Annotated in this window: 21 protein-coding genes and 2 pseudogenes; 14 read left to right on the plus strand and 9 right to left on the minus strand. The window is 68.1% G+C overall.

From position 1 onward, the window contains the following. Both ADK36_RS48915 and ADK36_RS51475 read left to right on the plus strand, forming a co-directional pair. On the plus strand, positions 1-492 hold a 492-nt coding region (locus ADK36_RS48915), incomplete at its 5' end, for a hypothetical protein (RefSeq protein WP_234329826.1). Between the two features lie 866 nt (positions 493-1,358). After that, a pseudogene (locus ADK36_RS51475) lies at positions 1,359-1,541 on the plus strand (acyl-CoA desaturase); the annotation flags it as partial. 162 nt (positions 1,542-1,703) lie between these two features. Here the strand turns inward: ADK36_RS51475 and ADK36_RS21480 are convergent. The 5 genes from ADK36_RS21480 to ADK36_RS21495 form a co-directional block, all read right to left on the minus strand. After that, positions 1,704-2,138, minus strand: a complete 435-nt coding sequence (locus tag ADK36_RS21480; protein WP_199830221.1) for a hypothetical protein — start codon at positions 2,136-2,138, stop codon at positions 1,704-1,706. Beyond that, positions 2,138-2,755 carry a hypothetical protein gene (locus tag ADK36_RS21485; RefSeq protein ID WP_053198663.1) on the minus strand — a complete coding sequence of 206 codons (618 nt, stop codon included), beginning with the start codon at positions 2,753-2,755 and terminating at the stop codon, positions 2,138-2,140. Before ADK36_RS21485 ends, ADK36_RS21480 begins: the two co-directional genes overlap by 1 nt. 130 nt (positions 2,756-2,885) lie before the next feature. Further along, complete coding sequence (locus tag ADK36_RS46440) at positions 2,886-3,059, minus strand: CsbD family protein (RefSeq protein ID WP_078916707.1); 174 nt, start codon at positions 3,057-3,059, stop codon at positions 2,886-2,888. A gap of 92 nt (positions 3,060-3,151) precedes the next feature. Further along, on the minus strand, positions 3,152-3,316 hold the full coding sequence (locus tag ADK36_RS21490; protein ID WP_048586561.1) for a hypothetical protein: 165 nt from the start codon (positions 3,314-3,316) through the stop codon (positions 3,152-3,154). Positions 3,317-3,453: 137 nt separating this feature from the next. Next, positions 3,454-3,642, minus strand: coding sequence for a hypothetical protein (locus ADK36_RS21495; RefSeq protein ID WP_234329827.1), 189 nt, complete (start codon positions 3,640-3,642; stop codon positions 3,454-3,456). A gap of 409 nt (positions 3,643-4,051) precedes the next feature. Between ADK36_RS21495 and ADK36_RS21500 the strand changes: the two genes are divergently transcribed. Together ADK36_RS21500 and ADK36_RS51480 are read left to right on the plus strand one after the other, a co-directional pair. Continuing rightward, positions 4,052-4,303: a hypothetical protein gene (locus ADK36_RS21500; RefSeq protein WP_234329828.1), complete on the plus strand. Its 252-nt coding sequence runs from the start codon at positions 4,052-4,054 to the stop codon at positions 4,301-4,303. Positions 4,304-4,552: 249 nt separating this feature from the next. Then, positions 4,553-4,732: a hypothetical protein gene (locus tag ADK36_RS51480; RefSeq protein ID WP_425315491.1), complete on the plus strand. Its 180-nt coding sequence runs from the start codon at positions 4,553-4,555 to the stop codon at positions 4,730-4,732. Between the two features lie 5 nt (positions 4,733-4,737). Here ADK36_RS51480 and ADK36_RS51485 read toward each other — a convergent pair. Then, positions 4,738-5,259: pseudogene (locus ADK36_RS51485) on the minus strand (hypothetical protein); the annotation flags it as partial. On the opposite strand from ADK36_RS51485, the gene ADK36_RS21505 reads away from it, so the two are divergent. Further along, positions 5,237-5,752: an Asp23/Gls24 family envelope stress response protein gene (locus ADK36_RS21505; protein ID WP_053198669.1), complete on the plus strand. Its 516-nt coding sequence runs from the start codon at positions 5,237-5,239 to the stop codon at positions 5,750-5,752. The pseudogene ADK36_RS51485 and the gene ADK36_RS21505 sit on opposite strands and share 23 nt — an antisense overlap. Before the next feature lie 64 nt (positions 5,753-5,816). On the opposite strand, the gene ADK36_RS21510 is transcribed toward ADK36_RS21505, so the two are convergent. The 3 genes from ADK36_RS21510 to ADK36_RS21515 form a co-directional block, all read right to left on the minus strand. Then, on the minus strand, positions 5,817-5,999 hold the full coding sequence (locus ADK36_RS21510; RefSeq protein ID WP_048586557.1) for a hypothetical protein: 183 nt from the start codon (positions 5,997-5,999) through the stop codon (positions 5,817-5,819). A 525-nt stretch (positions 6,000-6,524) separates the two neighbouring features. After that, on the minus strand, positions 6,525-6,671 hold the full coding sequence (locus ADK36_RS48920; protein WP_159029316.1) for a hypothetical protein: 147 nt from the start codon (positions 6,669-6,671) through the stop codon (positions 6,525-6,527). Positions 6,672-6,692: 21 nt separating this feature from the next. After that, on the minus strand, positions 6,693-8,015 hold the full coding sequence (locus ADK36_RS21515; RefSeq protein ID WP_199830222.1) for a UDP-glucose dehydrogenase family protein: 1,323 nt from the start codon (positions 8,013-8,015) through the stop codon (positions 6,693-6,695). Positions 8,016-8,703: 688 nt separating this feature from the next. Here ADK36_RS21515 and ADK36_RS46455 point away from each other — a divergent pair. The 9 genes from ADK36_RS46455 (at position 8,704) to ADK36_RS21565 (ending at position 19,233) form a co-directional block, all read left to right on the plus strand. After that, positions 8,704-9,756: a glycosyltransferase gene (locus tag ADK36_RS46455; RefSeq protein ID WP_078916706.1), complete on the plus strand. Its 1,053-nt coding sequence runs from the start codon at positions 8,704-8,706 to the stop codon at positions 9,754-9,756. Between the two features lie 5 nt (positions 9,757-9,761). Continuing rightward, positions 9,762-11,351, plus strand: coding sequence for a glycosyl hydrolase family 28-related protein (locus ADK36_RS21530; RefSeq protein WP_053084770.1), 1,590 nt, complete (start codon positions 9,762-9,764; stop codon positions 11,349-11,351). Next, entirely contained in the window at positions 11,326-12,348 is a 1,023-nt protein-coding gene (locus ADK36_RS21535; RefSeq protein WP_048586553.1) for a glycosyltransferase family 4 protein, read from the plus strand. Before ADK36_RS21530 ends, ADK36_RS21535 begins: the two co-directional genes overlap by 26 nt. Before the next feature lie 77 nt (positions 12,349-12,425). Continuing rightward, positions 12,426-14,222 (plus strand): ABC transporter ATP-binding protein, encoded by a 1,797-nt coding sequence (locus ADK36_RS21540; protein ID WP_053198671.1) that lies wholly within the window; start codon positions 12,426-12,428, stop codon positions 14,220-14,222. Next, a complete protein-coding gene (locus ADK36_RS21545; protein WP_048586551.1) occupies positions 14,219-16,027 on the plus strand; it encodes an ABC transporter ATP-binding protein in 1,809 nt (602 codons plus the stop codon). The genes ADK36_RS21540 and ADK36_RS21545 overlap by 4 nt, the downstream gene beginning before the upstream one ends. A gap of 70 nt (positions 16,028-16,097) precedes the next feature. Beyond that, a complete protein-coding gene (locus ADK36_RS21550; protein WP_053198673.1) occupies positions 16,098-16,730 on the plus strand; it encodes a hypothetical protein in 633 nt (210 codons plus the stop codon). Between the two features lies 1 nt (position 16,731). Continuing rightward, complete coding sequence (locus ADK36_RS21555) at positions 16,732-17,664, plus strand: NAD(P)-dependent oxidoreductase (RefSeq protein ID WP_053198675.1); 933 nt, start codon at positions 16,732-16,734, stop codon at positions 17,662-17,664. After that, entirely contained in the window at positions 17,661-18,863 is a 1,203-nt protein-coding gene (locus ADK36_RS21560) for a hypothetical protein (RefSeq protein WP_048586548.1), read from the plus strand. The genes ADK36_RS21555 and ADK36_RS21560 overlap by 4 nt, the downstream gene beginning before the upstream one ends. A 4-nt stretch (positions 18,864-18,867) precedes the next feature. Then, entirely contained in the window at positions 18,868-19,233 is a 366-nt protein-coding gene (locus ADK36_RS21565; RefSeq protein ID WP_048586547.1) for a cupin domain-containing protein, read from the plus strand.

Consider the following 19,233-nt stretch of genomic DNA (forward strand, 5'->3'; position numbering starts at 1 on the left):
ATTTTGACCCGCTGTGAGGGTCAGGGGCCTAGTTTTGACGCATGGAAAGCGCAGGCCGACGCAGTGTGTGAGAAAGAGGGCCCCAATGCGGGTACTCATCTTCAAAATGCGTCCATCGCCGTGGACGAACTGAACGCCGCTGATACCTGGACGCAGGAACAACTTAACACGACGGCAACTGAGTTGACGGACGCCGGAGTGGCACTGCGGCGCATTGTCGGCAATTGGCGGGCATTGGAACGCCCAGATGGGCGGGGGGAAGACATTGACAAGCTGCTTCGAGCAGGTACGGCCGCCAGTGACGCGTACTATGATACGGCGGACGGCATTTCCGCAGGGGCCCCTACGGAAGAGCATGGCACCAAAATGCTTGAAACGGGGCATAATCTCGCGGTGAAAATCAGCGACCTGGGTTTGACGGAATGCCAGACCTGGTTCGGGAAACCAGAAGATATTCCCGTCTCGCCCGCCCCGGCTCCGCCGGGGTCCTGACATGAATGCCGATCTTCATCAGCCTGGCCGCTGCCCCTCCTGCTCGGTCAACCCACGGACCCCGACCGGATGCCCCGCCCTGTCTTCCCGCGATGGTGGGAAGCGTCGCCACTTCCGACCAGCACAACGAGCGGGCCGGTGAACGTTCATGGTCACAGCACAGGAACCATAGAGGCGGGCGCCGACAACGAACTTGCTGTGCCATGTAGCTGGAGATTCCTGACGCAAAGTTGCCGGTCTCAGATGCGGTCTCAAACGCAGCTATTTCTGGAGCAGTCCGAGGAGGTCCTTGGCTGTGTGAATACAGCCCTGACCTGCGGACGTTCGGGCTTCAGGAACGCGTGTGGACAGTCTCGGATCAAGATCGGACAGCTCGTAATGCGTAGGTCTCGGGTTCGAATCCCGAAGGCGGCTCTTCTTCAAGACCAGGTCAGCTGCCCTCTGAACTGGTCTTTTGTTATGCGCTCCTGATGGTCGGTCAGCTGTTGAAGTGGCTGCGGGTGGAGGGGGAGCGCGAGGCGTGCGCATCCAGGGTCCTGGGGCTGCGGTCTTTGACCTGGGGTTTCTTGGATCCTGATGTTGCGAGACCCGGGCGGTGCCGCGGTGGTCGGCCTATCGGTTGTGATGCGTAGATCAGAGGTTCGCACTGACACCGCTTGCAGGTCGCGTACGCGACCCGCGTACCGGCGAACTTCACGCCCAGCGCAAGGAGTCTCCTGTGACCGCGACCGCTCCAGTGCGCCCCGAGGCCACCCTCGGCGACGAATTCGGCAAGTAACTCGACCGCATACGCTCCGAGATCATCGCCGCGCGCGGCGCCGACGACGCGCGCTACATCCGTAGCGTGATCGCCGACCAGCGCGGCCTGGAAACACACCCACAACCACCTGCACCACACCTGGACCAATGTCGTGGGCCGCGACCTCGGGTACGTCGTCTTCCGGATGAGCGCCGACCAGGCCTGGCATCTGCGCCATCTCGCCCAGCCGTTCTGCAACTTCCTGCTCGCGCCCCCCTTCGAGTGGGGCATCGCGTTGTACGACCTGGAACCGGATGCCGTTGTGCCGAACCCCGTTGCCGACCGTGACTGCCGTGCCGACGCGCCGTGGGGGGATCCCCCTGGTTCCAGAACGCGGCCGCCGCGGGCCGGCCGGCGCGGTGTTCGCACCGGTCGGAGCGCGGCGGCCGTGCTTCCCGCGGAGGCGACGGGATCAGTGACCGGCAGGCGCTGACATGTACAGCAACCGATCGGTGATCTCCCGGTACTGCCTGAGCGCGAGCCGTAGTTCCTCGGTCTGCACATCGGTGTCCGGGTCCTGCCAGCCTGTGCGCAGGGCGCGCCGTCGTTCCGCTAGGGCGTCGGTGAACCGGGTGGCGACCTCGTCGAAGACCGCGTCGGCCTCTTCCACCGCCTGGAGCGGGTTGTCGACGAAGGTGGTCAGTGCCTGTTGGAGGCGCAGGGTCAGCTTGTCCCGGTCACCCCGCGGGATCAGGTCCGGGCCGGGCTTGCGATCGGGGCCGTCGGTGCTGGTGCCGGGCTCACGTGGTGCGTGAGCGGATGCGGTGCGGGGTGCCTGCGGGGCGAGCTGTGTCGGATCCGGGCTACCGGGCTGGGGTTGTGGTGCGTGTTCGGCGTCGTGGGACATCAGGTGCTGTTTCCCTTCGCGTGGCGTCGGGTCATTGGCCATGGCGCGTGGCCTTGGCCGTCAGGGGCGGAGGGCCGGGGCGGTTCGGTCGGCTGTTCGGTGACGAGTGCCTCGAAGAGGCTTCGGGCTTCGACCATGGCCTCCCGCATTTCCTCGGTGCCGCTCTGGCCGCGGGCCGCCGCGTGCATGCTGCGGTAGCCCTGGACGTAGTGGGCGTGGTGGACGGAGAGGGCGGCGATCTGGTCCTCGAACCGCTCGCCGTCGAGGAAGCCGCGGTCCCTTGCCAGGCGCGCCAGCAGTGCGTCCGCCTCGGTGACGGCCTGCTGCGGTGATTCCACGAACTGCTCCTGGACGGCGGCCCATCGCGTCACATAGCGCTCGCGGGCCGCGGGCGTCAGCGGCTGCTCCGTGAGGGAGCCGTGCTCCTTCACCCGCGCGCCGAGTTCCTGTTCGGCGGCCCTGGTGTCGCCGTCGTGGTCGGCGACTGTGCGGGCGTACTCGGGGCCGAAGCGGCGCTTCAGCCCCTGCCCGCCTCTGCCCCGAGCTCGTCCACGTCCGGTGTAGAGGAGGATGGCCAGGACGATGACGATCACGGCGGTGATCACGACGGTGAGCATGGCTGCCTTCTTTGGCTCTCGGTTCGCACGTCGGTCTGCTTCATTGCCGTCAATTCCTGTCGGCTGATGGAGCGTTGGCGCCTGCCGGGTGGTCTCCACGCGACGTGGGCACCACCCGGGGCGTCGGTGGTCACGGCCTGAAGGCGTCCTTCGCCTTGTCGCCGGACTGCTTCAGGTTTCCGGCGACCCGGTCGGTCCTGCCTTCGCGCTGCAGTCGCCTGTTGCGGGTGGTCCGGCCGATGCGCTCGGTGACCCGGCCCTTGAATTCCTGTGCCTTGTGCTTGATCGTCCGTCCGACGCTCATGGCCGGCCTCCTGCTTGTCTGGTGAGTGGGGTCCCGCGTGTGATCGCCGTACAGGCCTTTGTTCCTACGGGGAGGGTCGGCTTCGGAAGGGACTACCTGCGGCTGTACCGGCGGCCGCCACCGCCGCGCCCGCGCATCGCGAAGCCGACGATCCAGACGACCAGCAGGACGGCGGCGACCCACCACAGGATCTGCATCGTGAAGCCGAACCCGAACACCATCAGGATCAGCAGAAAGAAAAGGATCCACAGAATCATTGCCGGGCCTCCAGATCGCGGGAATTTCCTGAGTTCCGCGGGGTCCGGGCGAAGCGGGAAGGTGGAATGCCTCCGAACGATCCGGAGTGGCATAGCCCTACGCCGTGCCGCCAGTCAACGCCCGGCCACCTCCCTTGTCAACGTGGTGTCGACACTGAGGAGTTCTGGGAGCTGTGCTGGGGCCGCCGGGGGAACGGAGGCTCGGCGGGGGCTTCGTCCGGCTCGGTCGGCGGCGTCGGCAGGATGTGGTCCTCCCACCAGGCCAGGGCCATCACGGTGGCGAGCAGGACGAAGGGGGTCGAAGCGGGAACGATCAGCGCGTACATATGTATCGCCTGTCGGTGGATACGTGCGACACGGCGGACAGCGGATGGACGGTGCCCGCATGGGGCGCATCGAGGCCGCGCCGGGATCGCGTGGCGACGGCGGGTGCGGGAGCGGCCCGTTGGGGGCGGGGCAGGTTCCGGCACTGATGCACGGGGTGCGCCCTCGAAGGAGCGCGAGAGGTGATCGACGCTGCCGGGGACTCGGGCCGTACCGCACACGCTAGCCCTCGCCGCACTCCCTGGACAGACGGCAAGTGGCCATCCGGTCCCGGCGAAGGGCGCTGACGTGGGCCGCTGTCCGCAACCTCTGGGGAGGGCTACGCTGTTCATACTGGCCCCGGCCCCCGGCAGTGATGCTTTGTTCCGCTCCGGGAGGCCCGCGGTGTTCGTTCTGCTTCTTATCCTGATCGTGGTCTTGTTCGGCCTCGGCTTCGTCAACCCCATCTGGTGGGTGGCCGCGGCCGTGTTGGTCTTCGGCGCCACCCGGCACGGCCGCGATCGCGGAGGAGGGTGGATCCGTGACGACGGGTCCGATCTCGGGGACTACCGGGACTACGAGAACCACCGGGATCGTCAGGACCGCTGGAACCGTCGCTACAGCCGTCGGCACCGGGCGCGCTGGAGGCGTGAGGACCGTCGGGACCATGAACGCCGCGGGTGACCGATGAAGTTGCCCGGCATTCAGAGATTCCGGGGCGGCTTCAGCCGCACCGGACGCACGGAAGTTCTCGGAGAGGCAGATGCCATGCATCGCACAACCTTGCTCGCAGAGAATTGGTGGGATGTGGCGGCTGAGACCTGGGCGGAGAATGCGACCGGTCAGGATGTCGTCGCACTGCGCGCCGAGAATGATCAGCTGCGGCGGGCCCTGGCCGGCCGTATGGTCATCGATCAGGCGTGCGGCATGGTGATGGTCCTTGCCCCCTGCCGCCGTGGGCCGGCCAGGAACCTGCTGGTGGACATCTCGCGGCAGTGCAACACCAGTCTTCCGGACGTGGCTGTTCGTTCGGGTTCCGTGTCCGGGGAGAAGCGGAGCCGATGGGCGACCACGTCGGCGGCCACGTCGGCGAGCCGGCGTCCCTGCACGTAGGCGTAGGCGCGGAGCCGGACGAAGGCTTCGTCGACTCCGACGCCGAGTTGGACGGTGAGGACGCCTCGGTTCAGAAGACCATCCGGCAGCGCACGCGGTGACGCCGGGATTCCCGGCCCCCTGGCGCGCTCCCGGCAGGGGCGTGCGTTCGGCGGAGGTGGAGCAACGGCCGGTCCGACAGCCTGTCCGACAGGACGGAGGACCCACCCGGTTCCCTCCGGGGCTGCGCCGGGTGACGGACGAAAGCCCGCTCCCCGCAGCCATGTGTGTCGAGCGACGACAAGCCGCCGGGATCTGGGGCGTCCGTGCAGCGGCATAGTCCTCACCCCGGTCCGACGGACGGTCGGAAGCCGCCCATTCCCCGTACCCGGGCGGTGCCAGGACATGATGCCACCCGGGCATATCCGGTGCCCTGCACGGTACTTGGGCAGACGGCACGAAACGCGGCGACCGACAGCTGCCCGGGTACGGCAGTCCATGCACCGCCCCAGGAGGTGGCTTCGCATGACGGAGCCGAACAGGTCCATCCCGCAGAAACCCGATCCCGATGCGCCCCGCACCAGCGCGGGCGGGACGCTGAAGGCCGCACGGCCCAGGCCTCAGGAACCACGGGAGACCCGCGGCCGGACGGCCATCGCGGACGGTGTGGTGGAGAAGATCGCCGGGACCGCCGCACGCGAGGTCCCCGGAATCAACGCACTGGGCGGCGGATTCACCCGCACTGTGGGAGCCATGCGCGACCGGGTCCCGGATGGACACCCGAGCGCGGGGCACGGCGTCAAGGCCGAGGTCGGCGAGAAGCAGGCCGCCATCGACCTCCAGGTCGTTGTCGCATACGGGGTGAGCATCACCGACGTCGCGGCGGAGGTCCGCGAGAACGTGATCGCGGCGGTGGAACGGATGACGGGCCTGGAAGTCGTGGAGGTGAACATCGCCGTCAACGACGTGCACCTGCCGGACGAGGACAGGCCGGAGACCAGTGAGGACCCGGTTGATCCCGGCACAACGCAGCCCAGCTGATGGGCAATCCGCGGCGGCCCCCCGTTCGGATCGACCTACCGGACGATGCGACGCATCACCCTGCTCAGCGCCGACGTCCACCTCCCCGGGAGGACCAGCCGGCCCCCACCCCGGCCAAGTGCACGGCAAGGAAAGCAAGCCCCACGAGCATGAGACTCGTCGGGCTGAAGATCGTCTCTGTCGACGTCTCCGTGACGCGGATGACGAAGGCGATGACGAAGAGCGCACCCGCCACGAATGCCAGCATCTGAGTTCTCCCGCCAATGGACGGCGAACCACACGTGACCCGGGTGGCTGCGCCGCTACCGGCTGGGTTCCCCGGACGGCGGCGATCAGTCGTACGAATCCTGCGCCGACGCCGAACACTTCTGTGGCGCAGCGGCTCATGCGGTGGATGGCGTGGGGCAAAGAGGACCGGTGATCGCCAAGCATGCTCGCCTGGGCAGCGTCCACCGGTTGTCACCGCCGACTTGCCCAAGCTGCTGCACATCGATGTTCCGGAGAGCGCAGGCGCCGAAGAGCCCTCAGCTGTGAGGGGTGTGAGCGAGCAGTCGCGAGTCCTCAGCGCGGTCCCGCCTGTGCGGTCTCGACAAGCTGTGTCTGCATGGCGCTCGCAGGGGCTGCCCGGGCAGGTGTGTTGCTTCGCCGAGGGCCGGGGAGCGCAAGGGATGCGCGGCGGCGTAGGGGCGGGCGAGACTGCGCAGGTCGGTCCGACGGAGCGACTTGACGAGGGCGGCGGCCTTTTGCACGGTGGCGTGGCCGGCGATGGTGGTCACCGCTTCGCCGGTGCCCGGGTCCTTGGCCATGACGTGCAGTACGCCGGCGGGTGGTGCGCGAGGAGCACGTCCTTCTGGGCGCCGGACAGCACGCCGGCCTGGAGTGCGGCACCGGTGACGACGCCCTGCGCAGGCTGACGCATATCCTTGCTCCTATTTTCTCCTCACGAGCGAATGCGGCGCCCCAGAGCGCCGTACACCCAGCCAGCACGTTCCCAGTCAGTCCGCTTAAGGGTATTTCTTCCGTCCACGACTTGCCGCTGTGCGACAACGCTTCCCAAGGCCCAAGGATCGATTTCCTGGAACTCTTGCCACTCGGTGAGCACCGTGACCACGTCTGCTCCGAGACAAGCAGATTTCACATCGGGCTCATAATGAAGTTCAGGGTGGCAGCGCTGCGCGTTCTTCATCGCCTTCGGGTCGTAGACGGACACGTATGCACCTTCTACGCTGAGTCGGCGAGCCACGTGCAACGCAGGTGAGTCCCTGATATCGTCCGAGTTGGGCTTGAAGGAGATTCCGAGAGCGGCTATACGCTTCCCTTCGAGGGTTCCTCCGCACTGTTGGCGAATCATGTGCGCGGCCTTCTCCCTGCGCCGTAGATTCACCGCGTCGACTTCGGAGAGGAAGGCGAGAGAGTCACCGACGCCCAACTCCCGGGTACGTGCCTGCAAAGCGCGTAGGTCCTTGGGCAGGCAACCGCCGCCGAACCCGATTCCAGGCTTGAGGAACTCTCCGCCTATTCTCCGGTCCAGGGCCAGCACTTCGGCCAGCTCCACCACATCGGCGGTGGTCGCCTCACAGACCTCGGCCAGGGCGTTGATAAAAGAGATCTTGGTCGCGAGGAAGGAGTTGGCCGCTGCCTTCGCCAGTTCCGCGGTGGCGAAATCGGTGACCAGTATCGGAACTCCGGCATCGGCCAGGGGTGCGTAAAGGTCCCGCAGTAGCTTCTCTGCCTGGGGTGACTGAACTCCCAGGACGATCCGGTCCGGCTGTAGTGTGTCGGCGATCCCGTGCCCCTCCCGAAGGAACTCAGGGTTCCATGCGGTCAGCACCGCCCCCTTGCCCGGCGCTCGATCGACCAGCCGGTGGGCAATGCGCGCCGCAGTGCCCACCGGGACTGTGGACTTTCCGACGACCAGGCATTCACGGTCCAGCCAGGGAGCCAGTGCGTCTACGACGGAATCGACGTAACCGAGATCCGCGGCTCCGTCGGCACCTTGCGGGGTCCCCACGCAGATGAAGTGGATGTCGGCCTGGGCGGCAGCCTCGGAGTACGACGTGGTGAAGTGCAGCCGGCCGGTCCGTAAGTGACGATCCACCAGTTCCTGCAGCCCTGGCTCATAGAACGGAACCTCTCCCGCTGTGAGCGCTGCCACCTTCGCGTCGTCAGTGTCCACTGCGACTACTTGATGCCCCAGCTCTGCCATGCAGGCGGCATGAGTAACTCCGAGATACCCGCAGCCGAGTACGGAGATCGAGCGCACTGATGTCCCTCTCCTCACGGTGAACAGCTGATCGAGCGGTGCACGAGAAAAGTTCCGATGCGCGGAAACATTGAACAGCCCCCGGGCAGGCCAGAATGCGGCATCCGAGGGTCTGTACGCGGCGCCATCGAAGGTTCGACTGCTCGGCGAGTGGGTGTCAACCCGTCGAACAGAAAGCGCTATCTACCCTGCGAAAGATCCAGGCCAGACGATGATGTCGATCGGCGGACGAGTCGGCCACCAACTCTCCGGTGTGCAGTGGTTGCATGGGCAACCATCGTTCGGCTCTCCCATCAGCGGAAACGGACGTTGCTGTTGCTGCTCGGAGAGCTGCCCCGTGTTCGACCCCTCGGACGATGTCTGGAAACGTCAGGCGCTGTTCGAGATCTCGGCCGCCCGAAATGGCGGAAAACCGTGTGCCCTTTGTTTACCTTTTACTTTTCAGGGTTGATCGCCCCATGGAGTTGTGTGATTGTTCATGGGCTCGATTGCAGGCCCCAGTTCGACGCGGACGGCGTCAGAGGCGTCCTTTTCGATCGAGAGTTCTCCTGATCGCACCTGCTGTCTGAAACCCGCACTGCCTGAACCTCTATTTGTGTCGCACCTGCTCGCCTATTGAAGCAAGGCGGTGCCCGACTGGAGGCGCGATGTTCCGCAGGTGGTCGACCGCATCACAGAGAGGTGAGTCATGGGCAATCGAGTGCTGTCTTTCGCCCTCAACAAGAAGGGGATGGGGCATGCTTCACGACTCGTCGCCGTCCACTCGGTGCTGCGCGAACTGGGATGGAGTTCCAGCTTCTTCGTCGGACACGAACACCGAATCATCGCCGACTACGATTTTGAACAGATCGTGATACCAGAGCGGACGTACGGTGATCCACCGGGCCTGGAGGCCAGGAAGTCCGACATCCGCCGTGCGGTCATTCGTGAAGTGATGACCGATGGCGATGTCGTACTGCACGACGTGGTCGTCCATCCTGAGCTGTACGAACTGGGGATGACTCACCGATGTCGCCAAGGCTACATTTACCGGGAACGAAAAGATCAAGCTGATCCGACCGCGGTGCTCCGCGCGGTCGAGGCGTCGGCGGTCGACGTGGCCTATGTTCTGGGCCGCGCGGGCCTCAGCGATGTGCGGCATGGAATCCGTGTGATGGGTGTGCCGGATGTCGTGCGCCAACGCTTGGGCGGCGAAAGCATATGGGAACCCGGCGATCCGGGTCTCCGGGTCCTCGTCACGTCAGGTGGCGGCGGGCACGACGACGCGGAGTCCTTTCTGAACGCAGCGATCACCGGCATCGCGCGGATGTGCGCCGACCGGGCGCTGCGGGCGACCGTGCGGGTCGTGACAGGCCCTTATTTTCGCGGCGGCGTAGCGCTGGAGCCCAACCCGTACGTGAGCCTGCGCGTGACTTCCTATGTGGACCCGCACCACTCGCTCTATGCGGATACCGACGTCATCGTCTCCCAGGGCGGCTACAACACCGTCCAGGAGCTGAAACTCGCCGGGGTCCCGGCCGTCGCGGTGGCGGGCGAACGCATGCTGGACGACCAACATGCCCGACTCGCGGAACTCGCGGCACGAGATCATGTGACGGTTTCCGGTTCCACGCCGGAGGAGATAGGCAAGCAGCTTGCCGCGCTTCTGGACACCCCGGCCGGAACGGCGATCCCGACCACACCGAGGCCCTCGGGTGCGGAGGCGATCGCGCGGGACATCGTCCGTCTCGCGGAGCGGTGAGCCCGGTGGACACCTGGCAGGAATTCCTCGCAGACCCCCTGCGGCATCCCGCCATTCCCTACGTCGCCCTTGCCGGATACCGACTGGGGCGGGACATCCCGCGACCCGCACCCCGCTTCGACGTCACCGACTACGGTGCGCGCGGCGACGGACAGCATGACGACACCGCCGCGATCAACGCGGCCGTCCTCGCGGCGGGGCGGGCCGGCGGCGGCTGCGTCGCCATACCGCCTGGCCGCTATGTCCTGAGCGACGTCATCCGGCTCTGCCACGACGACGTCGTCCTGAGGGGCGCGGGCAGCGCCCTGACCACCCTGACCTGGCGGCGTCCGCTCCAGGACCTGCTCGGTGTCAGCAAGAGCAGATTCGGCGGCGACAGTTCGGCCTGGAGTTGGTCGGGCGGGCTGATCTGGGTGTGCGGCGCGGCACGGCTTCGCAGGCTGCTGGCCGGCATCTCGGCCGGCGAGTGGCCCCGCGAAGGCTGGCTCGATCGGGGCGAGGCCGCGCAGCAGCACCTCGCGGCGGTCAGTGCGCCGGCACGTCGCGGTGACTCCGTCCTCACCGTCGACTCCACCCGGTGCCTGCGGCCGGACCAACGGGTGATCCTGCTCTGGAGCGCGGGAGAGCGGCACAGCCTCCTCCGACACATAGCCGGAGACATCGAGGGCGCGCACTCCTACCGGTGGGAAGAAAAGCGGAAGCTCCTCTCCTACTTGCCGTACGCCTGGCCCGTTCAGATTGAGCGGGTCGAGGACGGGCAGATCCTGCTGCGCCAGCCGCTGCCTCTGGACATCCGCGAGGAGTGGCGGGTCAGGCTGGTCGCCCCCGACGACCCCATTACCGGCGTGGGTGTGGAGGGAATGACGATCTCGCTCCCCCAAGGCCGGATGGAGAGGCACCTCCAGGACCGTGGATACAACGGGATCGCCTTTCAGTGCGCTTGGGACTGCTGGTGCAGCGACGTCGTCTTCGACGGTGGAGAGAACGGCCTGATCCTGGTCTCCAGCAAGAGCGTGACCGCCCGTGAGGTCACGGTGTCGGGAGTGAACAGACACCACTCGTTCGCGTGCCGAGAACAGTCCCACGACAACCTGATCACCCGGTTCCGGATCCTCCTCGGGGACGAGACCGGCGGCGGCCCCTTCCATCACGGCATCAACGTCGAGGCGCTTTCCAGCGGAAACGTCTGGAGCAAGGGCAGGATGGCGGCCGGGACCTTCGACAGCCACCGCGGCCTGCCGTTCGGCAACGTCCGGACCGACATCGAGGTCTGCAACGACGGTTGGATGAGCGGCTCTGGAGACGCGGGTCCCAGATACGGTGCGCGCTTCACGCACTGGAACATCACCGTCACCAATGGCCGCGCCAAGGGCATGAAGATCGACAACATGGCCCCTCGCAGCCTGACCGCCGGTGTCTCAGGAGCCGACGCGGACACCAGCCCGGAAGATCCGGACTACAGCGGAGACATCACCGCTCTTCTTGAACCCTCCTGCCCGGATGGCCCCGCAGGCCGGGATCTGCACGCCGCACAGCGCCAGTTGACCATCGATCGGAATGCGGAGAATCATGAAAATCCTTTACGTTTCCGCTGACTACGCCCCGAACGCCAGTGGGGCCGACATCAGCGCCCACTCGCTGCTGAGAGGGCTCGGCGCCCGCGGATTCGACGTCACCGCGCTGATCGACGAGCGACTGCGGGAGCGTACGGACTCCCATTACCGCGACGAGACGGGCGTTTCGTTCCGATACACCTCGGACGCCGACCTGGAACAGACCCTCGACGGACTGCGCACCACACTGCGTCCGGACGTCGTGATGATGCAAGGGCTGTGGCTGGACCGGATGTTGGAGTGGTCAGCCGCACGGGACGTCCCGCTGATCTGGTTCGTCCGCAGCATGGAGCACAACGACTGCGTCCACGCCATCGACGCCGCCCGGCCCACCTGGCTGGTGGCCAACTCGCCGACTGTCGCGGACTACATATCCCGAGTCTGGAGCCGGGACTCCGTCACACTGCTCCCCTTGATCGAACCGGCGGAGTTCCAGGCACCTGAACGCGCCCCGGACGGCACCGTGACGCTGATCAACCCCGTGGCCCAGAAGGGCGGAGTGCTCTTCAGCCAGCTGGCCGCACGCTGCCCCGACCGCACCTTTCGCGCCATCCGCGGCTGGCGGCAGGACGGGCCGGTCAAGCCCGCCTATGTACAGATGCCGGACAACGTCGTCCTGGACGGCCCGTTCACCGACATGCGCGATGTCTACGCCGGCACCCGGCTGCTTCTCGTCCCGTCGGTCTGGGAGGAGGCATTCGGCCGGGTGGTGGTGGAAGCCATGATCAACGGAATTCCCGTGCTGGTCAGCGACCGGGGCGCGCTGCCCTGGCTGGTGGGCGACGCCGGAACCGTCGTCCCCTCCGATTCCGCGGAGGCGTGGCAGAAGGCGCTGGAAGCCTACGACGATCCGGCCGTCTACGAAGCGGTCTCGCGCAAGGGCGTCGAAAGGGCCCGCATGTTCCATCCCGACCGGCTCATCGACGAGTTCGCCAGCCGGCTCCGCACGGCGGCGGAACAAGGCTGGCCCGCTCACTGAGCGTCCCCCGACATCGGCAGATCATCACGAACACCGTTGGGCGCACCGAGGCGTTCATCGGCGACAGGAGGTGACCCATGTCCGCAGTCACCGCCCACGGACTCCGGGACGGGTTGAAGGTGGTGGGGAGAGGTGTCCGGCACGAGCCGTTCCTCTTCGGTGTCGCCGCGCTGGGCGGCCTGGTCTACGGCGTGGGCACCGCCGCCGCCGGATGGGTGCTCGGGCAGGTGACCCAGCAGGTACTCGTCCCCGGCTTCCAGACGGGGAAGGTCGACGGGCCGCGACTCGGGTGGTGGCTCCTGCTGCTGGCCGGAGTGGCGCTGGTGACAGCGGGTGGGGTGTTGGCCCGGCGGGCGGTGGCCGGCAAGGTGATGTACCGGCTGCAGCGCCGCTACCGGCAGGAACTGACCGGCAAATACCTCGACCTGCCGGTGTCCTGGCACAGTAGCCACCCCGGCGGCAGCCTCCTCGCCACCGCGACCTCCGACGTCGAGGCGACGTGGCAGATCTTCTCGCCGCTGCCGATGGGCATCGGTGTGGTCGCGATGGTCGTCACCGGCGGCATCCTCATGCTGGTCGCCGACCCCGTGCTCGGAGCCCTGGGACTGTCGGTGCTGCCGGCACTCGCTCTGCTCAACTGGGTTTACCAGCGACGCATCGCGGCACGCATCGCCCGCATGCAGACGTTACGGGGCGAACTTTCCTCGATAGCCCACGAGAGCTTCGAGGGGTCTCACGTCGTGCGCAGCCTGGGTGTCGAGGACCATGAAACCGGGCGTTTCCGTACCACCGCGGAGGCGCTGCGGGACGCGGATGTCGCCGTCGAACGCACCCGCAGCCTCTTCGACGCGGCATTGGAGGCCCTGCCGTCTCTCGGAGTACTCGCGGTGCTGGCCGTCGGCACGGCACGGACCGCCACACACACGGCCGACGTCGGCGACGTCGTCCAGGTCTCCTACCTGATCTCGATGCTCTCCTCGCCGATCCGCTCCATCGGCTGGGTCCTGGCGGAACTGGCACGAGCTGCCGTCGGATGGGGACGTGTACGGGCCGTGCTCGCCGAAACCGGCGCCCTGTCCTACGGCGGGCAGGACATACGCCCGGGTGGCCCGGGCGAGTTGACGCTGGCCGGCGTCGGCTACGGCCACCCGCAGCCGGACGGCACCACCAACGACGTGCTGAGCGAGGTGAGCCTGCGGATCCCGGGCGGACGCACGGCGGTGATCGTCGGCCCCACGGGCGCCGGCAAGTCGGCGCTGGCATCCCTCCTGGTACGGCTGACCGACCCCACCCGGGGGCACATCACGCTCGACCGGACCGACCTGCGTGACCTGGCACGCGACGCCCTGCGGCGGCACGCGGTGCTCATCTCGCAGGAGACCTTCGTCCTGGACGACACCGTCCGCGCCAACGTCACGATGGGCAGCGGCGACTGGCACGACGAGGCGGTGTGGCAGGCCCTCGACACCGTGCGGCTCAAGGACACCGTGAGTGCTCTGCCAGGCGGCCTGGATGCCCGGGTGGGCGAGCGCGGCACAACCCTGTCCGGGGGCCAGCGCCAGCGTCTGGCACTGGCCCGTGCCGTGATCCGCTCACCGCGGCTGCTGGTGCTGGACGAAGCCACATCCGCGATCGACCCCCATGTGGAGGCCGAGATCCTCGGCGCGCTCTCGGAGAGGTTCCGGGACACGACCGTGGTGCTCGTCGCGAGCCGGATGGCCACCATCGCTGCCGCCGACGAGGTCGTCTACCTGGAGGCGGGCCGGGTTCGGCAGCACGGCACCCACGCCGAGGTGTTCGCAACGGACGCCGGCTACCGGCGGCTGGTGACCGCCTACAACCACGACACACGGCAGCGGGAAGAGACGTCATGAGCGAACCCGTGAGCCGGGAGAGCCTCGCGCAGAGCCTCCGCCACGCCCTGCACGTCTCTCCCGAACTCGTACGCGGCGTGGGGCTGACCCTGGCCATCGGGGTGGTGGCGACGGCCGGACGGGTCGCGGTGCCCTTCACGCTGCGCGAGACCGTCGACAACGGACTGCGCGCGGCCGGTGGTCCGGACCCGGAACATGTGGAAGCGATGGTCGCGGTCGGGGCGCTGGGCATCCTGCTGACGGGTGCCGCCGGCTACCTGATGAACACCCGCATGCTCAAGGCCGCCGAGAACGCTCTGGCGAAAATGCGGACCGCCGCCTTCCGCCGCATTCACCGGCTTCCGCTGACGAGCGAGGACGCCGAACGCCGCGGCTCCCTCGTGGCTCGCGTCACGACCGACATCGACACCATGTCGACCTTCCTCCAGGGCGGCGGACTGGTACTCGTGCTGTCACTGGGGCAGTTGACCGTGGCCACCGTGCTGATGCTGGCGTACTCCTGGCAGCTGACCCTCCTGGTGTGGCTCTGCTTCCTGCCGCTGTTCCTCTGGCTCCCCTCGCTGCAGCGGCGGGTGGCGCGCGCCTACGCGGCGGTCCGCGCCCGGATGGCGGACATGATGTCAGCACTGTCGGAGGCGATAGCGGGGGCCACCGCCATCGAGGTCTTCGGCGCCCAGGCACATGTCCGGCATCGGGTGGACGAGGCGATCTCCCAGCACGAACGCGAAGCCGTCAGAGCCCTCGGCACGGGCGCCGCCGGATTCAGCTGCGGCGTACTGCTGTCCGGTCTGGTGGTGGCGCTGATCGTCGGCGTCGGCGGTTGGGGCGCCTTTCCCGGCCTGACCCTGGGCGAACTGCTCGCCTTCGTCTTCCTCGTCCAGCTGTTCACCGTGCCACTGCAGTACGGCACGGAGATGCTCAACGACCTGCAGAACGCCGCCTCTGGGTGGCGACGCGTCGCCGCGATCCTGACAGCCTCACCCGAACTCCCGGAACCGCCCGTAATGCCAGGACCGCGACGAGAGCTGCCGCCGGGGCCGGTCGCCGTGCGGCTGGACCGCGTCGTCCATGCCTACGCGGGCGGGGAGCCGGTGCTCCACGACGTCAGCCTGGAACTCCGGGCGGGCTCGAAGACCGCGATCGTCGGGGAAACCGGATCGGGCAAGTCCACGATCGGCAAACTGCTGACCCGGCTCATGGATCCCACGGCGGGACACGTCCTGCTGGACGGGACGGACGCCCGCGACACGCCCCTCGCAACCTTGCGGCAGCGAGTGACACTGGTGCCGCAGGACGGGTTCCTCTTCTCCGGCACCCTGCTGGAGAACCTCACCTGGGGCCGCCCGCACCTGACCTCCGACCAAGTCGGAGAGGCCTTGCGTGAGCTGGGGCTCGACGACTGGCCGGCGACACTGCCGGCGGGGCTGGCGACGCAGGTGGGCCCGCGTGGGCAGAACCTGTCGGCCGGCGAGCGGCAACTCGTCGGTCTGGTGCGCGCCCACCTCGTCGATTCGGACCTGCTGGTGCTGGACGAGGCCACCTCCGCCGTCGATCCCGCGCTGGAGACCAGGCTCCGCAAGACCATGGACGCCGCCTCGCGCTCACGCACCCTGGTGACCATCGCCCACCGCCTGGCCGCGGCGGAGACAGCCGACCTGGTCGTGGTGGTGCACGAGGGGCGCGTCGTCGACTGCGGCACCCACACCGAACTGGCCGAGCGATGTGCCGACTACCAGCGGCTTCTGGCCGGCTGGACTCGGCGAGGCACCGCGGGGGCCTCAGACACCGAGGGGGAGTTGCCATGACTGTGATCAACCGGCGGCACGCGCCGCTGCCGTCGTCCGCCGTCAGCCACGAGAGGAGAGAGGAGGCGCAGTGAGTTCGGACGACGCTTCCGCCGTGATCCGCCTCGCCCGCCCGGTCTCGAAAGTGATCACGCTCGGACCTGCCGGAACCGACGCACACCACATAGCGAGCGGCCTGGGCACCACCCAGCTGGTGGAGTCCTTCCCGCGGGCCATGGAGGTCGCCTGGCAACAGGACGCCCATGCGCTGATCACCCCCGGCTTCGTGGCCCGTACCGCGGGCGAGATCTCCGACACCTGGGTCAACCTGCATTTCCGCTACAGCGGACGCATGGAGATCGTCCGCGCCTGGCCGGCCGCGACCAAACCTATGTGCGTGGCCGTCAACCGCCGCCGGGTGCCGGACCTTTCCCGCGCCGAGAGCATCGCGATCCATCCCTCCACCGCGGTCTTCGCCGACCGGCACGCGGCCGGCCTGCGGCGCACGTTCGTCGACGCCAAGCCGCTGGCTGTGGCGCTGGCCGCGGAAGGAACCGTGGACGCCTGTATCGGCTCGCTGGACGTCGTACAGGCCGCTGGCGATCTGGAGGCCGTCGAGGTCTTCCATCCCCAGATGCTCTGGTGCCTGTACCAACGCACCGCGAGAGCAACGACAACGCTGGCCGCCGACAATCTGGTCGCCGCCACCGGTTCGGGAGCCTGACATGGCAGACACCCGACAGGTCGCCGAGCCGCGCCGTGTCGGCGTACTGGGCGGCGGGATCATGGCCCGCGCCGTCATCGCCCGACTCCACAACGCCGGCCACCGGCTCCGCTTGTACAACCGCAGCCCGGAGCGCTTGGCCCGGTTCGCGGACGGCGGTGTGAAACTGTGCGCCACCCCCGCCGAGGCGGCGCGGGACGCCGACGCAGTGCTCTCCTTCGTCTCGGACGACACCGCGAGCGCCGCCGTCTGGTACGGCCCGGCCGGGGCGTTGGCGTCGCTGCGCCCGGACGCCCTGGCGGTCGAATGCTCCACGCTGTCCGTCCCGCATACCGAGGGCTGGGCGCGCGTCTGCCGCGAGCAGGACGGCCACCCGGTGGACCTGGCCCTCACCGGCAGCGTGCCCCGCGCCGTCCAGGGCACCCTCATCGGCTTCGCCGGAGCGACGACCGAGGACCTCGCGCGGCTCCGCCCGCTGACCGACTGCTTCACCGAGCACGTCGTGCACTTCGGAGAAAGCGGCGCGGGCATGCGCTACAAGCTGGTGCACAACCTCGCCGCAGCCACCACACTGGTCGGGCTCGCGGAGGCATTGAGCCTCGCCGAGACACTCGGACTCGACATGTCCCGGACGGTCTCGACCCTGAGCGCCTACGGCTGGGCGGCGCCGGTGGCGCAGTCCAAGGCATGGGACATGGTGCGGGCCAGCCATACCGACGTGATGTGCAGCCTGGCCAACCTCGCCAAAGACGTCGGCTACGCCTTGGCCGCCGCCGGTGACGGCGACGTCGAGCTGCCCCTCGCCCACGCCCTGCGCACGGCGTTCTCCGACGCTGCCGCGCTCGGTGGCGGCCCCCTGGACATGGCGGCGGTCAAGCTCGCGTACGCCTCGCCGCGCCCCGAGACCCACGACTCGCGGGAAGGCGACCGGTGACACATTCCGCAGCGACATACCTCGCACAGAACGCGTTCACACGCACCCTGTACATACCGGAACCCGTCAAACAGCAGCTCTCGCACCGGCTTTCGGAGTACCTGACCGAAGCAGCGCAAGCCTTCCGCAAGCTGGCAGGAGAACGTGCCGACCTCTATCTGGCCGGCTCACTGGCACGCTCGGAAGCGGCCGTGGAGCCTGCCGGTTCGGAGTACAGGCTCGCTTCGGACCTGGACTTCGTCGCCGTCACGCCGACGCCTGATGAGCAGCCCGAGCTCGTTGCGCGGCTACTGGCGCACCTACGTGCCTTCGACGACGACTTTCTGCCGACCTGTTTCGTGCTCGGCCGGTCGCAGGCCGCCGGAGTCCGATCGCACTTCGGCCACGACCTCTGGCTGGGCTCTCGACACCCGCTGGTGCGAGGTTCGACGGACGGCGGCCCGGCACGACCCGCCATCGGCCGGCAGGAGATGCTGGAAGTCGTCGTCCACCAACTCGCCAACTACCTGCTGGTGGCACCCGACCCGGCCGACGAGGCGACCGGACGCGGCCGCGTCACCCCGGAACACCACCTCCGCAAGCTGCAACTGGAGCTGCTGCGGGCACATGCTCCGGCCCTGGGCGACGACGTGCTCCGCTACGCGGACCTCCCCGCGGTCTCCCGGACCTCGCCCCTCGACGCCCTGGTGTCACCCGAGTTCGTGCGCGAGCTGGTGCGCGCGAGGGAGCTGTCGCTGCGCAACCCGGAGCCCGTGACGCAGGGGACCCAGCGGGTGCTGCGCCTGCTGGCCGCGCTCTTCATCCGGCCGGGACCCGGCGTCACCGACGCCGATGGCCTGGCGGCGGCCCTGCACGCCGAAGGAAGAACCCGCCGCGGCGTTCTGTGGCTCTTCCAGCTCTGCCTCATCGCCTACTTCACGCTGACCGTCAGCACTGGGGATGCCGCGCGGCGGGCCGCAGCGACGGTGCTCGCGTTGTGGCGCCGACTCGACATCGCGGAACTCCGGGAAGCCCGCGAGACACCCGACGCGGTGGCGGCGCTCGACCCCGGTGAGGTGACCGACCCGACGACGCCCCAGGCCCGACTGCTCCACCAGGCCATGACGCTGCTGCGGCTGGACTACTACCACCACCTCGGGCCACTGAACTTCGGACGCATCGACTACCCGGGCTACTCCACGCCCGGGGGACGGGAGTGAGGGCATGACAGAGCAGACGACCCCCACGCACGCGCTTCACGCCTACCCCGACTGGGTCACGGCACTTCCCGAGGTGGACACCTCGTTCCCCGGCGCCCACGGCCACCTGCTGTCCGGCGCGCACGGCCAGCTGGTGCTCTGGAGGTTCGACGAGGGCGGCTCGGTGCCGGTGCACAGCCACGGCCCCCAACTCGGCATGGTGTTAAGCGGATGTGTGCGGATGATCCGCGGCGGCCGCACGGTGGCCTACCGAGCCGGTGAGTCCTTCTCGCTGGCCGACGGTGAGGACCACGGGGCCGACATCAGCCCGGGCACGCTCGTCATGGAGCTGTTCGCCGAGAACGACAGGCACCATGCGAGGGCCAGCTGA

Origin of the sequence: Streptomyces viridochromogenes (assembly GCF_001270495.1) — a bacterium.
GTDB classification, from domain to species: Bacteria; Actinomycetota; Actinomycetes; order Streptomycetales; family Streptomycetaceae; genus Streptomyces; species Streptomyces viridochromogenes_A.